The organism is Staphylococcus saprophyticus subsp. saprophyticus ATCC 15305 = NCTC 7292 (genome assembly GCF_000010125.1).
Taxonomy (GTDB): Bacteria; Bacillota; Bacilli; order Staphylococcales; family Staphylococcaceae; genus Staphylococcus; species Staphylococcus saprophyticus.
Genome location: NC_007350.1, coordinates 338,131 through 354,715, shown reverse-complemented (window position 1 = coordinate 354,715; position 16,585 = coordinate 338,131). Strand labels below are relative to the sequence as shown.

Below are 16,585 nucleotides of genomic sequence, written 5' to 3'. Positions count from 1 at the left end.
TATTTATTGTATACATTTTAATCAAATGTCCGTTGTTCGTTATAAATTCAAGTTCAAAATTATTAATTAATAATGAGCGCTTTCATACTTCAGTTTCACTGATGTAATGAAAAGCGCTTTTTATATTCAATAAAAAAATCCACCTCAAAAATTGTTTAAATTCTTTGAGGCGGATATAGGTTTAACCGTAATAACAACAAATGTTATTCGTATCTTTTTCTATTTTCTTCTTCAATCAATTTTGTATATGTTTCACTTCGTTTTTCATTTATTTTTAATGTTAATCCCAAGGCTTTTCTCTCACTATTAGCATCCTTATACAAGGAAACCATCATTAGAAAAACAACAACACTAAATGGAAGTGCTGAAATAATGGCAGCTGATTGTAAAGCGCTTAATCCAGTATCTCCACCTGCTAACAATAATACATAGGCAATAGCTGCTAAAGCCAAACCCCAAACAATTTTTATAAAACCTGAAGGATTTAATGTTCCATATGCAGTTTGCATTCCCAGTACATATGTCGCAGAGTCGGCAGAGGTAATAAAGAAAGAAGCAATCAACGCTAATGCTACAATTGATAATATAAATCCAAATGGCAATTCATTAAAGATGCCAAACAGTTGCGTTTCTGGTGGCATTTTTAAAATGCTTGAATGCGATTGGCCCACTGTAATACCTGTAACACCAAAAGCACTAAACCAAATAATACTTATAACAACTGGAACACCCAAGACTGCAATGATGAATTCTCTAATACTTCTCCCTTTGGAGATTCTAGCAATGAACGTACCAACAAACGGACTCCAGCTCATCCACCAACCCCAATAATAAATAGTCCAAGATTGAAGCCACTCACTTTTCTGTTCGTTCAGCGGCGCTACGTCTAAACTATTAAATACAAGTGAGTTTAAATAATCACCTGTACCACTCGTCATCATGTTGAGGATAAGTAATGTTGGACCAACGACAAATATGACAATTAACAATATCGCTGCTAGAACCATATTCAAATTACTTAAGTACTGAATGCCTTTACTTAATCCACTCCATGCGCTGTATAAAAACAATACGGTAACGATTGCAATAATAATACCTTGCACAACTGAATTACTTGGTACCCCAAATAAATAATGCAAGCCACCATTAATTTGAATCGCACCGACACCTAAAGAAACAGCAACACCAATCACTGTTGCAAATACAGCGAGTATATCAACGATGTTACCAATTGGCCCATCTACTTTATCACCTAATATAGGTCTCAATGTTCTTGAAATAAGACCATTTTCACCTTTACGAAACTGAGAATAAGCAAGACCTAAGGCAACAATACCGTATACTGCCCATGGATGAAATCCATAGTCAATAAATGACGACTTAAAAGCTTCAGCCATAGCTGCTTTTGTTTCTGGATCTGCTGTTGGCGGTGCCATATAGTGGGATATTGGCTCAGAAGCACCGTAAAATACTAAACCGATACCCATACCAGCACTAAATAGCATAGCAAGCCAAGAAACTGTTTTAAATTCTGGTTTATCTTTTGGTTTTCCTAACTTTAACTTTCCTATTGGACTGAATAATACGAAAATACAAAATCCTAATATAACAGTATAAAGTAACATATAGTACCAACCAAACGTCTCAGAGACCCATGTTGATATATTGCCACTAACTGTTCCGAATTGTTGTGGAAAAATTGCACCCACAATCACTAGCAAGCCAATTACTGCTGTAGAATATATAAATACACTTGAAAATCCCTTTTTTTCCTTTAACAAAACACTCACCATCCCTAAATAATTAAATAAAGACGGTTATCACGATATCATACTGAGCTAATTAATCAACTCTATTTAGAAAAACTTTATAATCAGTAAATAGAAAGTGCAAAGCTCAATACATGTGGGTGTTCTTTAGACTGCATCAAGGTTTCGTACTGTGCTTGGGTCTATAAAATACATTCATGTCTAGACCCTCTAATTTTAACAATTCTATTTTGGTATCTATGCCACCACCATAACCAGTCAAGCTACCATCTTTTCCTACAACTCTGTGACAAGGAATGATAATAGAAATTGGATTACTACCAACTGCACCACCAACAGCTTGAGATGACATCTTAGCTTCACCTCTTTTCTCAGCAATTTTTTGAGCAATTTCTCCATAGGTCCATGTTTCACCCTGTGGTATTTCCAAAAGTATTTGCCATACTTGTTCCCTAAATGATGTTCCAGTTGCTTTTAAAGGAAAATCTATTTTAGGATTATTTCCTGAGAAATACGCATCCAACCAACGTTTTGCTTTATCAAAAATTGGCAAATCAGCTGTCATTAATTCATCTTTATACTGTGTTTCAAAGTCTTTATGATTAGGTAGCCATAAACCCGTTATATTTTCCCCATCTGAAGTGAGTGCGATTTGACCAATTGGCGATTGATAATTACTTTTATAATGCATGGTATCCTCTCTTTTCCTTACTCATTTATTGGTTATAATCTTAATGCTTTCATCATTTCGTGTAAACTCGTAAGATGATATATTAAAATATTTTCATTACTTACTAAAGGAGGACTGTACATGTCTAAATTCAAACAATCATCTAAACACTTAAATTTAAGTTTCCATCAAATCCAAGCATCTGACCGCATAACAGCCATTTACAAAGCACTTTACCAATTCAATGATGTCGTACTCGGCTTAGTTTTTCTAATTGGTAGTATTCTATTTTTTAATAGTTCAACTGTAACAAATGGTACGATATTATTTGTTATTGGTAGTATTCAAATGACTATAAGACCATTAATTGCCTTCGTACATGATTTACATCTTGCTTTTAAACGAAAGCAATAATGAATCTTGTTAAAGGATTTCCTAAGTTAAAACACAATTCCAAGATAAACCTGGCCAAACCATCTAATTATGCAGCGACCAGTTTTTTTATTTTTATTATCCTTCTGTCACTTGCCCCTTTTCGCCTTGTCTCACTTTTCGCGTTGGAATAACCAGTGCACTTGCACATACGCCGCCTATAACCAAACATGTTCCAACTACAAACCCAATACTAGCAGCTGTATCAACTGTTTGTCCGCTTTGTGAAACTCCAGTAAATATGGACGTCATAATCGCTATACCAAAGGCTCCACCAAGCGTTGAGCTCATTTTAAAAATACCAGATGCTACCCCAACTTTTTCTGCAGGAGTTGTTGAAACTGCGGTGCTTAAAGCCGGTCTAGCAAACAAGCCAGTACCTCCACCAAAGAAAACCGCAGCAATTAATGCGACTACTACATAAATTGAAGTATTAAAGAAAGTTAAACTAAATAACAATATACCTGTCGCTGTAAAAATAGGTCCAACAACCATTGCGCGTTTTGCACCAAAGCGCTTGATACTTTTTTCTCCTAATCGAACTACAAGTAACAATGTAATTAAATAGGGTAGCGTTAACAAACCAGCTTGAAAAGCACTGAATTTCAAGCCACCTTGTGCATATATATTAAATAAAGCAATAACGCCTACACCAGTATTCAACAAAAAGTTAGCAATGACTGCACCAATAAAAGGTTTGTTTTTAAATAACTCCAAATCAATAAACGGTGATTGCTTTGCTTTTTCTACTTTATAAAAAATAAAAATACAGATAATAAATACGGCACTCAATATTAGCGTTGCTGAACTTAACCATCCTAATTTATATCCTTGTGTAATTACAAACTGATACTAGCAATCATAATTACAAAGATAGTTAGACCAATATAATCAAAATGGTTAGATTGTGCTTTGACTTGTTTGCTTTCTGGCAGGTTTTTTACCAACAGCAATGCAACCAAGGACAAAAGTATAGAGAGTACAAAGATGGATTGCCACGATATAAACGTAGCCATTGCACCTGCAAAGAATGATGATAGGCCGGTCCCTCCAAATGCACCTATAGACCAAAAACTTAATGCTTTTTGTCTATCATCCCCTTCAAAGAAATCATTAACGATAGAAATGGTTGCTGGCATAATAATCGCTGCTGAAAAACCTTGTACAATTCTTCCCAAGAGCAACAAAGTGACATTACCAGAAATAATAAGCATCAATGATCCAATAATACTCAAAATTAGAGCAATACGCGTCATCTTAACCTTCCCAATTCTATCTGAAATGTTACCTGCTACAACCATAAAGACGCCAGTAACAAATGATGTCAAACTTACTGAAATGTTAACAATATCTGGACTTGCTCCAAAAGTTGCCTGTATCTTAGGTCCAATATTTAAAAAAGATTGTGCAAATAGTCAATAAGTTAAAATAGATAAGACAATTCCTACCAATAACTTATTGTCTGAAATTTTAGTAGTACCTTCTGTCATAAAAAAACATCCCCTATGTTTAAACTAATACGAAAATTCAGCTTAATATTTTTAAAATCATATATCCAACTCACTGCCCAAAACGTTATTTTACACATTATGGCTAAGAGCGGTATCGGTATATTTAAAAATGATTTACACTTTGAATTTTAGCATTTTTTAACATAAAAAGGATGAATTCACTTATTTTTTGCGAATTTTCTGACAATAATCGTATTTCTTTTATCTGTCGCTACTTAAAATAATTTATTGATTGCTCTATTAAAATATTTCTTAAAATAATATTGGCGGTGCAGCCCTTTTCTATTTGTATCAAAATAAAATACGGATGTCTCTGATACTAGCAGTTCATTCAAAATATCTACTGCTGCCTCTGTTTGTGGCACCATATATTGGTTTAAGTGATTACTTTGTTTCCCTTCAAGTTGGCCGACATACCAGTAAATATGATGTGTTGAATTAATAATCGGTTGGGATTTCATAAACTTAACAAAGTCAGGGTACCAAACTGAAGGTGAAATTAATATATAATGCCCAAACGTATCTGCGTGTTTAAACAACGCATATAGCGATACGAGCCCACCAAATGAGGCACCTGCAATACCGATGTCTTTTCTATCCTGAGAAATACGGAAACATTTTCTTAAATACGGTATTACCGCATCAGCCACCCAAGTGATATACGCATCCGCTTGACCACCATATTCAATATCACCAACAACACTTTTCCAGGGTGTGTAATCTTTTTTTCGATTATTAGGCACGATACCAACAAATATAACGTCTTTTTTTACATCTTTAAATAAGTAGTCTCCATCTTGAACTATAACTAAAGGATAAGACTTACCGTTTGTCTTAAAATAATTCTTCGGTAATTTAATTTTTATTTCTTGGTGATGAAAAGATAGACTGAGTTCTCTTATACTCATAACAATCACCTCTTTCTATAACCAACTTAAAACGAACTGTTTTTATAAGAAATTATAAAGGTTAATATCGTTTTCTTTAGCATACTCTAAAGCTAATATTTCCAATATATTAATCATTGATGGATTGCCTTTAACTTTAATAAATTGAAATTTTAATCCATAATTTTCAGCTTTAATTTCTTTTGTTTCAGCTTCATCTAAGCTATTTTGTTCGGCAAATACTCTTCTGAATCTTGCAGTACCAGAGTCTGATTTCACATTAAATTGGCCTAATTTATCGTTTAAATCTTTTTGTGTTATTTTATAACCCGTCATATAACCGCCTACTTGGCCCACAAAGATAGGTTGCTTATTATTAAAAATAACAAAAATCCCTTTTTGACCTTCAACCTTACTTCTGCTGTCTTTATCAAAAGCACGTGCCTTTGATTTATCATATTTAAAAAGCTTTTTTAGTGGTTTTTTATAATTATCAAGCAGTTCACTTATTTTTTTGTCACCGTTCATTTTAATCATCCTTTATCATTTTATTATCACTCTTTATATACACTATATCGTATTTTCATAAACTTACGGTAACATATATGTTTTTTGATTAATTTTATACAATACAAATAGAAACAGAATGATGATAAGCTACTTTATATAGCTATCTCATTCTGTTTCTATGTTTACAATAAAAATAAATGAACTTTATCAAAATGAATACTAGAAAATATCTCTATTCCTCATAAGGTACAAATGTTTTCAATCATTGGGCTTATATTTTATTTTAAATAATTCATGACTGTAACACCTACAGCCTCTGCTGAGACACGTAAGGCTTTTTCACTGATATTGAATTTAGGATGGTGATGTGGATAGATGTTACCATCTTCTGGAGCAGCACCCGCATATATAAACGTACTAGGCAACGCTTTTGCATAATACGCAAAATCTTCTGATGGTGGCTGAGCTTCACATCTTTCTACTTTTTGAATGGCATCCGTATCAGCACTTTGAATTGAGTCGACCACAAATTGCGTAAACTCTGGATCATTGTACAACGCTGGATAATCGTCATGATAATCTAATTCACATGTTACACCAAACGTAGCTTCTAAACCTTCTGTTAAACGTTGTATTTCTTTCTTAATCGTATGTTTTGTGTCATCTGTCAGTGCGCGAACGTCTCCTTCTATTTCGATACTGTCTTTAATAACATTAAATTGTCCTTTACCATCAAATGAGCCGATAGTAACAACACCTGTTTCAAATGGATTTAATCTTCTTGAAACAATTGTTTGAACTGCATTGACGAAATGTGCGCCAGCAACAATACTATCATTGGCTGTATGTGGTGAGGAACCATGTCCACCTTGGCCATTCACTTTCAATTTAAAGAAATCCCTACCAGTTTGAACATACCCTTCACGATAATAAATATTACCTGCTGGCATGTGACTCATAACATGTACGCCTAATACATGATCAACGCCATTTAATACACCATCTTGAATCATTGCTTGTGCACCACCAGGTGGTACTTCTTCGGCTGGTTGGTGAATGATGACTACTTTCCCTTTGAATTGTGATTTTAATTCAATTAACGTTTCTGCAAGTATGAGCATATATGCTGTATGCGCATCATGACCACATGCATGCATGACACCATCATTTTTAGATGAAAAAGATAAACCTGTATCTTCTTGGATTGGTAAAGCATCAAAATCTGCACGAATTGCAATTGTTTTACCCGGTTTTCCACTATCAATCGTTACTTTCAAACCATTTGGTCCAACATTTGTCTCAACTTCACAGTCTTTATCTTTATAAAATGCTTCAATATATTTAGGTGTTTCTTCTTCGTGAAATGATAGTTCTGGATGCTCATGTAAATATCTACGTATTTCAATCATACGTGACTCTTTGTTTTTTAATATATCTATTAATTGTTTAACCATTATTATTCCTCCTAATAATCCTTTGTTTAATAACATGATACACTTTCTAGTTTCTCTGTATGTGTTAAAACATTTATAATTGTTTTATTTTAACACTTAGCTTTTGTTTTAGTAGCTGGCACCATAAACATGATAATGATTAAAGATAATAGTGCCATAATGACATTTAACCAAAGACCTGCGAATGCACCAATTTGAACATTTGTTGCACTTGCTATAACACCAAAAAGTGCGCCTGATAATGCAATACCAAATGCACCACCAAGTGATGATGCCATTTTATATATACCTGAGGCAACGCCCACTTTATCTTCTGGAGAATTAGAAATTGCCATATCTGTAGACGGTGTCGCATAGAATCCTAAGCCTAAACCATATAATAAATAACCAATAATACAAACTACTACATAAATAACACTAGGTAAGAATGTCAGCGATATGAGCATAATACCTACCATATTAAAAAGTGTCCCTAATAGCATCGGCTTTTTAGCGCCCACCTTTTGCAATACTTTCTCACCTACACGGATCATTAATAACACAGTTATTAAGTAAGTAATGGATAACAGTCCTGTTTGAAATGCATTAAATCCTAGTCCTTGTTGTACAAATGTATTAGCAACTAAAAGTGCACCTGCAACACCATTCAATAAGAAATTAGATAATGTGGCACCTGTATATGCTTTATTATTAAATAATTTAAAATCAATTAATGGATTACCCACCCTGTTTTCAACTTTTAAGAATATGATTGTTGCTACTATAAATATAATAATAAGACCTAAAATCAATGGCGACGTGATACCGAATGTTCCACTTTGCGTTATAACAACGTTAATACTCAACATCATAATCACAAATAATATCAGTCCACTATAATCAAAACGTTGCTTCAGTGTGCTTTCTGATTTTGTTTCGGGTGTTCCTTTGATTAAATACATTGCTAATAATGCAATGATAATAGATAAAATATATATCCAGCGCCATCCCACAAAAGTAGCAACCATACCTCCAAATAATGATGCTAGTCCTGAACCTCCCCAAGATCCTATAGACCAGTAACTTAACGCACGTTGTCTCTCTTTTCCTTCAAAATAAGTTTTCATAATTGCTAATGTTGATGGCATAATAGCAGCCGCAGACAATCCTTGAATAACCCTTCCAACAATTAATAATAGTGGTAAATTACTGATAATGATTAATAATGATCCAATAATACTGAGCCATAAACCAATATAAGTAATACTTACGCGTCCCACTTTATCAGCAAGACTCCCCGCACCTACAACAAACATACCTGAAAATAAAGCTGTAATACTAACTGCAATGCTAATTGTTCCAATATTACTATCAAAAGATTGCTGTAACGTTGGGACCACATTAAGTAAAGATTGTGCAAATAACCAAAACGTAACAACGCCTAACACAATACCTAATATGAGTTTATTATCCCCTTTATAATTTTGTGTATTTCCCTGTTGTGTCATTATACTTCCTCCTCTATCCAATTTAACTAATGACCATTAGGGAAGATAAGCTTTCATTGTAAATGCCCTTCATAGCAACATTTTCAACTCTATTAATTCGCTATCCTCTCTATCTCAAGTGTAGTGATTATCAATTAATAGCAATATATATTATTTGCTATTTTAACTACCTATTTATTGCATATGTATTATTTCTTCGACTAACAACAAAAATAGATGTATCATTTTTGTCTTTTTAACAACATACCTTTCAAATTTTGATAAATAGAAAGAGGCTATTACAACAAAAGGTGCCTCCCCTTCGTTGTAATAGCCAATTCAACATAGATATTTTTTAAACTCTATAATTTGGATAGCATTCGTTAACAATTTCAAGTGATATGTGATTGTATCATTGACTTTCACTTCACTAATGTCCATTTTCGGATATGAGATGCGATTAACATAAGCAATGGTTTCTTCATCCATACCATATCGCGTATTATAATGTTGCCAAACTGTATATAATGCCCCGTTATTTTTATCTAAGGTCATATGCTTAATTTTGTATGTTCCAGGATGTGCATTGATGATATTAATCTGATATTCCTTATGATTTAAATATTGTGCATGATGATTCAATATATAATATGGATTATAATGTTCCGCATCCCACATGACAATTTGAAAATGGTCAGGTGAACCAACAACCATACAATTTTCACTTTGATATAACACTTGATCGAACAGTTTTCTATAAAAGGCACTTGTAAAAAAGGCCGGCCTTTTTCCATCAAATTGATGATATAACTCAATACCAGTGAGTTGTGCACTTGAATCTTTTAATTTAAATTGTTCATGCAGCTCATAATTCAGCCAATAACCGATCATTTGAATTCTGTCATTCATTTCAATTAACTGTTCAAATATGATACCCGCTCTAAAATACTCTCCATTCGTTAAATGTGTATCTCCAGTCAACGTATTCCAATTTAATAATATAAACGAGATAGAACTTTGCTGAAGCTCTAATGTTTCAACAACCTTATTAAATTGTTCGTAAATATGTCGTTTCGCTAATTCATATTGCTGACTTTCTATAGATTGAAAATCAATCATATCATTCTGATTGGCTGAAAAAGCAATGCGATCAACAATACTGTCTGATTGTTCTAAAATTCGTTTCGCTTTATGAGGCGCTTCTAATTTCCCTATGTCCACATTGAGCACAATTTGCACATTTGTAAAATAATATTTAAAAAGAGCAACCAGCTGATTAAATATTGAATCTTGCTTACAATCAATATAAACTACAAATTTCAATAAATTATTATTTGGTAAGCCATTAAAAATATGTTCTAAAAGGTAAGTCAATTCTTGATAATATTGGGTGAAATTAATCGTACTTCTAGGTGGCGTAAGTTCGATGCCTAAACCAATTTGATGTTTTATTAAAAAATTAATTGATTCATCCACTTGCATGTAAGGATGTATATTGGGAATCATTTCATCACTCTCAATTTCCGAATGATTAATACGTCCCTGTTGAATGGGATCTTTGATAAGTATATGGTCTAATCCTAACATGGTCTTCACTTCAATTAACTGTCTTCTAACGCGATGTGTCAGGATTGTTTCGAGATAGCCAACTTGAATAACGTGTTGATAGTGGGAAATGGATTTCCCGTCATTTTGTAATGTGATATCAATTACTTTTTGTGCATCGGGTGATTGAACAATATCTCCAATATTTTGATCAATCAATAAAGATAAATAATATAAATAAGATTGATACGTTGTTGTGGTAGGACAATCATCTACTTTTATATGTTGTTCTTTCATTTGAAATTTAAGTCGGTAGTTCGATGGCGTGTATGTTGTTTCAGCTTTAAAGTACTTTAATAATGCGTTAGAGTTACTAAAGCCATTTTTATATGCGATTTGTGTAATGGGTTCATTCGTGTAAATTAAATCATTTTTACACTGTTCAAGGCGCACATGATTCACATATTGATTAAATCCAACGCCCTTTTTTTGCTTAAACAATTTAGATAAATAAGCATCGCTAAGTCCAACCATGTCTGCCATCTCAGTGAGTTTAATCGATTCAGTAAAATGTTTATCAATATATTCGCAAATATATGCTAACCTGTCATCTGCTACCAATGGCATTTGTGCTTGTATATTGGTAGTTGGTAAATACCGCATCATGATAAATATTAAATCTATGAGTTGTTGTTCGATATATAAACGGTAGAATTCACCTTTTCTAATATAGACAATGCCTATTTTAGCAACTGCATTCACAATTTGTTGGTAAATGACTTCTTGCAAAGTATTTTTATTTAAAATAAATGCTTTATCTTTATAATCATTCATATACTGTTTTAAGTATGATTCCGTTAATTGAATTGAAAGATATAATGTATCTTTATGAGTTGAAAATCGACATGACGCTCTATGATTAATCAGAAATACTTCGCCTTTTTGATAGTTTGTCACAGAGTCTCCATTAATCACTTTCATCATACCGTTTAGTACGAGCACAATGCGTAACCCTTCTTCTAAATCTGTAAGGTTATTAAAATTTTTATTAAATTCCACATTATATAGTTCTCTCATGTTGCACCTCTTATTAAATTATACTTCGTGTACAAGGACTAATTAATACTTTCATTTTAGCAAGATTAGCAAATTTTTGACAGCGACGCTTACGCTATCACGAAACAATTTGGTATATAAAAAAACGTAGGTATCACAGCCTAATGGCTATGTACCTACGCTTAATTCAACAATAGAATCTATTATTTTTTAACAAGTTTTTCTATCAATGCATTTAATTCACTGATATTGTCACTTTGTTTTGATAAGAGTGACATCAATGCTTTATCTTGTAGCTCTGAATCTTCATTTAATTTAGAAGTTGCTTCATGACGTTTATCAGCATCATTATCTGCCTTACCTTGATAAGCTTTTAATGCTTCATATAAGAAATGTTGATTCGTAGACTGTTGAGCAATTTGATCATATAAAGCTTTAGTTTGTGCGTCAGTAGTAATCACATTTTTGTTGTCACGGTTATCATTTGAAGTTGCAATACTAAATGAACGATCATACTGTTCTTTCGATGCATTTTGATTTTGTTTCGCTTCTGGTTTTGAAGGCATTTTATCTTGTAATGCATGTCCTTCAATATCAACATGCGGTAAGATTCTATTTAACCAACCAGGAATGTACCAAGATGCTTTACCAAACAATTGTGTTAATGCTGGTATTAATAATAAACGTACGACAAATGCATCAAATAATACACCAAATCCAAGTGCAATACCCATGGATTTAATCATCACGTCATCTTGGAATACAAAGGCGATAAACACACTGAACATAATTAATGCGGCAGCGACAACAACTGGGCCACTTTCTTTAATACCAACTTTAATTGAGTGTTCATTATTGCGTGTCTTACTGTATTCTTCATGGATACGTGACATTAAGAACACTTCATAGTCCATTGCTAAACCAAATAACAGACCTATAGTTATAACAGGTAAGAATGCAAGTAATGGTCCAGTCGTATCCACACCGAATAAGCCAGACATAAATCCTTCTTGCATAATTAAAGTTGTAAAGCCTAGTGTTGCGACTAATGAAAGTACAAAGCCTAATACCGCTTTAAGTGGAATAATAATTGAACGGAATACAATCATTAACAAGATAAACGCTAATGCTACGATAACACCTGCAAATAACGGAATCGCTTCATTTAATTTTTGAGACATGTCTATATTGATGACACTTTGTCCTGACACTTCTGTCTTGAAGCCATATTTATCTTTAGCATCATCATTATAATCTCTTAAATCATGAACTAAATCATTTGTAGATTCTGCGTTAGGTCCTTTTTCTGGAATTACCGCAATTAAGGCATAATCTTTGTTTTTACTCAATTGTGGTGGTGTCACCATATCAACATTATCTTTTTTATCGATATCTTTCGTCATATCTTGTAAATCTTTTTGTAATGCTTGTGGGTTATCATTCTTATCTTTAACATTCACAAGCATGGCAATTTGACCGTTATAGCCTTCGCCAAATTTATCGGATACAATATCATACGCTTTCTTCTGCGTACTATCTGCTGGTTTCATACCATCATCTGGAATACCCAATCTCATATTACTAATTGGTATTGCAGCTACGACTAATATAATAAGTCCTATAAGTACAGCAGCTAATGGTTTACCAACGACAAATTTAGACCATTTTGTGTCTACATCATTGTCAAATTCTGATTTTGTTTTTTTCGGTTTGATTTGTTTATGGAAAATACTGATTAAAGCTGGTAACAATGTCAACGCACTAATAACCGCTACAAGCACACTGATTGCGGAGGCATAACCCATGATAGCTAGGAAATCAATGCCAACTAACGATAAACCACAAACAGCTATAATTACAGTTACCCCAGCAAAGATAACGGCACTTCCTGCAGTACCTACTGCTAAACCAACTGCTTTAATATGATTCGATTCCGTCTTAACAATCTGACGGTATCTAAATAATATAAATAAAGCGTAATCTATACCTACGGCTAAGCCAATCATTACCGCTAATGTTAGTGTTACATTAGGGATATCGAAAGCATATGTAAGTAACGAAATAATACCTACACCTGTACCTAAGCCAAGTAATGCACTAATAATTGGCATACCAGCCGCAATAAATGAACCAAATGTAATGAGAAGCACAACAAACGCTACAATAATTCCGATTAATTCAGAAGAACCGCCAATTTCTGTGTTTTCCATACCTGTACCCATCAATTCAACTTGGACATTATGGTCATCTTCTAATTTATCGACTTTATCTTGCACATTATCCTTGCCATCTTGTGTCATAGACGTCGCAGAGATATCATAATTAATATCTGCAAAAGCTGTCGTTTTATCTTTACTTATTTGTCTGTTTTCGTATGGATCGGTAATGTTTTTAATATCTTTGTCATCATCTTTGATGTCTTTCAATGTATCCTTGATATCTTTTGTCATATCTTGTTTAACGATGCCATTATCGGAATCGCTTTTAAATACAACCCTTATTTGAGCCTTCTCACTGTCTTGATTAAATTCATCTTCAATTTTTTCATTAGTATCAAGTGATTGCAAACCATTCATTGTGATATCGTTATCAAATTTAGGTGCACTTACTGTAAGCGGGATAATAATTGCAGCAAGTATAATAACCCACGCAACGACACTCCACCATTTATGTTTGGCCACAAATGATCCTAACTTGTATAAAAACTTTGCCAATCTATTGCCTCCTCAGATAATCAACGTTATAGTTTAATTGTATAGTGTAGATTATTTATATTAACACAATAAACGCTGTGTACAATTAATAAAAGAATTAAAAACTGTAATATGCCTATTTAAACTACAGATTAGGAGAAATGTAGAATGAATGAAAAAGATTTACGAGTCATTAAAACCAAACGCGCTTTATCCACAAGCCTATATGTCTTGCTTGAGAAACATGCATTTTCAAACATCACGGTAAACCAAATTTGTAATGAAGCACTCACACATCGAACGACATTCTATAAACACTTCTATGATAAATACGATTTGCTTATTTATTTAATTACAGAAATCACAAAAAATTATTTCTCTATGGATATTAAAGATCGTATCAATAATCCCTTTAGTGTTATGGAAAGAACTTTAAATGATATTAACGAGTTGAAACGTGTTGGTGATAAACAATGCGATGATAAAGAATTCGAGCGTACGATCAGTAATTATTTCATCAAAATATTGCAAAATGATATTAAAGAAAATGAACATCGCATTTCAGTAGACGCAAGCGTTCCAACAGAATTGATATTTTATGTTTATGGAACGAGTTTATATGGTTTTATGGAATGGATACGAGATAATGATATTCAACTTAGCGCACATGAAATCGACGTACTCTTCCAAAAATTAATCAATATCAAGGTTGAAGATGTTTAATCATTGTTGAAGTATTTTATATGGTATGTCATTTCCATAATCTTAATTATAATGCCCTTTTTCAATGACATTAAAACTTATTACACTACAAAAAGGCGACACCATATGACTGGCATCGCCTTTTTCAATTTAAAGATCGTGTTATATTGCTATGCTTTTTATAAACCACTTTATGCGATTTAAAACATTTCTGAAACTACTTTTTGTTCTAAGAAGTTTAATAAGTAGTCTGGACTTCCTGTTTTAGCATCTGTACCTGACATTTTGAAACCACCGAATGGGTGATATCCAACAACTGCAGATGTACAACCACGGTTCAGATATAAGTTACCAACATCGTATGATTCAACGGCTTCTATCCAGTTTTCGCGATTATTTGTGATCACAGCACCTGTTAAACCATAATCTGTATCATTCGCAATTTCTAATAATTCTTCAAAGTCTTTACCTTTAACAAAACCTACAACCGGTCCAAAGATTTCTTCTTGCATAATTTGGTCGCTCGATTTAAGGTTTGCTATAATAGTAGGCTCTACAAAGTATCCAGTAGCATCATCTGTACCGCCACCTTGTTTTAACTTGCCTTCTTTACTACCAATTTCAATATAATTTTTAATTTTATCAAATTGTTTTTGATTAATAACTGGTCCCATATACGTGTTATTTTCCGTATTGCCTACAGTTAAGTTTTTAGTTAATGCAACAGCTTTTTCTAAAACTTCATCATATACATCTTTGTGTACAATGGCACGTGAACAAGCTGAACATTTTTGACCAGAGAAACCAAAAGCAGACGATACGATTGATTCTGCAGCTAAATCTGTATCAATGTCTTTATCCACTACAATAGCATCTTTACCGCCCATTTCAGCAATCACGCGTTTTAAGAATTGCTGTCCGTCTTGTACTTTGGCTGCTCTCTCAAAAATTCTAGTACCTGTTGCACGAGAACCTGTAAATGTAACGAAATGCGTGTGTACACTATCAACAAGATAATCGCCAATTTCTTTAGGATCACCTGGTACAAAATTCACAACACCTTTTGGTAATCCAGCTTCTTCTAAAATTTCCATTAATTTATATGCCGTTAATGGTGTATCTTCCGCTGGTTTTAAAAGTACTGTATTTCCTGCAACTACAGGTGCTAATGTTGTTCCTGCCATAATTGCAAACGGGAAATTCCATGGTGGGATGGTTACGCCTGTACCGATAGGTTTGTAGAAATATTTATTATGTTCTCCTTCTCTATCTAATACTGGTTTACCATCAGCAAGTTCCATCATTGATCTTGCATAATATTCAATGAAGTCAATACCTTCTGCAGCATCGCCGACCGCTTCATCCCATGGTTTACCTGCTTCATAAACCATTACTGCTGAGATTTCTTCTTTACGACGTCTAATAATAGCTGCAACTCTAATTAAAAATTCAGCACGGTCTTTGTGTGACCATCGTTTCCAAGATTTATAAGCTTCATTAGCTGCTTCAAATGCGTCATCCACATCTTTTTGAGTTGCTTTTGAAACTTCTGCAATCACTTCAGTTGTATTTGCAGGATTGATAGACTGATACGTATCTTTTGTGAATTTCTCTTCTCCATTAATAACTAAAGGAATTTTTTGATTTAATTCACCTTTAACTTTCTTTAATGCTTCTTTAAATGATTCAACATTCTTACTATCTGTAAAATCTATGCTTGGTTCATTGTGATAATTGACTACCATTTTTCTACCCCCATGTGAGTTTGTAAATAGAAAACTAAATGGAATCTTCCATTCTTAATGTCATTGTATATGTATCACACAATAAATGCAATCGCTTACATAAACTTTCCTAAAATTGGGTCGCTTCGAATCTATTTCCGTTCAT

11 protein-coding genes and 1 pseudogene are annotated in these 16,585 nt (G+C 33.3%); 2 read left to right on the top strand and 10 right to left on the bottom strand.

What is annotated here, in order from left to right:
* Window positions 1–203: 203 nt before the first annotated feature.
* Together SSP_RS01570 and SSP_RS01565 are read right to left on the bottom strand one after the other, a co-directional pair.
* The gene (locus SSP_RS01570; RefSeq protein WP_172606390.1) at window positions 204–1,793 is read right to left on the bottom strand and encodes a BCCT family transporter; all 1,590 of its coding nucleotides are present in this window, start codon (window positions 1,791–1,793) and stop codon (window positions 204–206) included.
* 133 nt (window positions 1,794–1,926) lie between these two features.
* A complete protein-coding gene (locus tag SSP_RS01565) occupies window positions 1,927–2,460 on the bottom strand; it encodes a methylated-DNA--[protein]-cysteine S-methyltransferase (protein WP_011302302.1) in 534 nt (177 codons plus the stop codon).
* A gap of 120 nt (window positions 2,461–2,580) precedes the next feature.
* Between SSP_RS01565 and SSP_RS01560 the strand changes: the two genes are divergently transcribed.
* Window positions 2,581–2,853, top strand: a complete 273-nt coding sequence (locus tag SSP_RS01560; protein ID WP_002482277.1) for a YrhK family protein — start codon at window positions 2,581–2,583, stop codon at window positions 2,851–2,853.
* 96 nt (window positions 2,854–2,949) lie between these two features.
* Here SSP_RS01560 and SSP_RS12935 read toward each other — a convergent pair.
* The 7 genes and pseudogenes from SSP_RS12935 to SSP_RS01525 all read right to left on the bottom strand — a co-directional run bounded on the left by SSP_RS12935 (window position 2,950) and on the right by SSP_RS01525 (window position 14,014).
* Window positions 2,950–4,361 (bottom strand): annotated as a pseudogene (locus SSP_RS12935) (MFS transporter).
* A gap of 236 nt (window positions 4,362–4,597) precedes the next feature.
* Window positions 4,598–5,290: an alpha/beta hydrolase gene (locus SSP_RS01550; RefSeq protein ID WP_011302299.1), complete on the bottom strand. Its 693-nt coding sequence runs from the start codon at window positions 5,288–5,290 to the stop codon at window positions 4,598–4,600.
* A 42-nt stretch (window positions 5,291–5,332) separates the two neighbouring features.
* Entirely contained in the window at window positions 5,333–5,797 is a 465-nt protein-coding gene (locus SSP_RS01545) for a hypothetical protein (RefSeq protein WP_011302298.1), read from the bottom strand.
* 260 nt (window positions 5,798–6,057) lie between these two features.
* Window positions 6,058–7,233 (bottom strand): M20 family metallopeptidase, encoded by a 1,176-nt coding sequence (locus SSP_RS01540; RefSeq protein WP_011302297.1) that lies wholly within the window; start codon window positions 7,231–7,233, stop codon window positions 6,058–6,060.
* 89 nt (window positions 7,234–7,322) lie between these two features.
* A complete protein-coding gene (locus SSP_RS01535; RefSeq protein ID WP_011302296.1) occupies window positions 7,323–8,720 on the bottom strand; it encodes an MFS transporter in 1,398 nt (465 codons plus the stop codon).
* A gap of 318 nt (window positions 8,721–9,038) precedes the next feature.
* Entirely contained in the window at window positions 9,039–11,321 is a 2,283-nt protein-coding gene (gene aryK, locus SSP_RS01530) for a transcriptional regulator AryK (protein WP_011302295.1), read from the bottom strand.
* A gap of 182 nt (window positions 11,322–11,503) precedes the next feature.
* Window positions 11,504–14,014, bottom strand: a complete 2,511-nt coding sequence (locus tag SSP_RS01525; RefSeq protein ID WP_011302294.1) for an MMPL family transporter — start codon at window positions 14,012–14,014, stop codon at window positions 11,504–11,506.
* Between the two features lie 147 nt (window positions 14,015–14,161).
* Here SSP_RS01525 and SSP_RS01520 point away from each other — a divergent pair, with 147 nt between their 5' ends.
* Complete coding sequence (locus SSP_RS01520; RefSeq protein ID WP_011302293.1) at window positions 14,162–14,716, top strand: TetR/AcrR family transcriptional regulator; 555 nt, start codon at window positions 14,162–14,164, stop codon at window positions 14,714–14,716.
* A 179-nt stretch (window positions 14,717–14,895) separates the two neighbouring features.
* Here the strand turns inward: SSP_RS01520 and pruA are convergent, their stop codons facing one another.
* Window positions 14,896–16,440, bottom strand: a complete 1,545-nt coding sequence (gene pruA / locus SSP_RS01515; protein ID WP_011302292.1) for an L-glutamate gamma-semialdehyde dehydrogenase — start codon at window positions 16,438–16,440, stop codon at window positions 14,896–14,898.
* Window positions 16,441–16,585 lie beyond the last annotated feature (145 nt).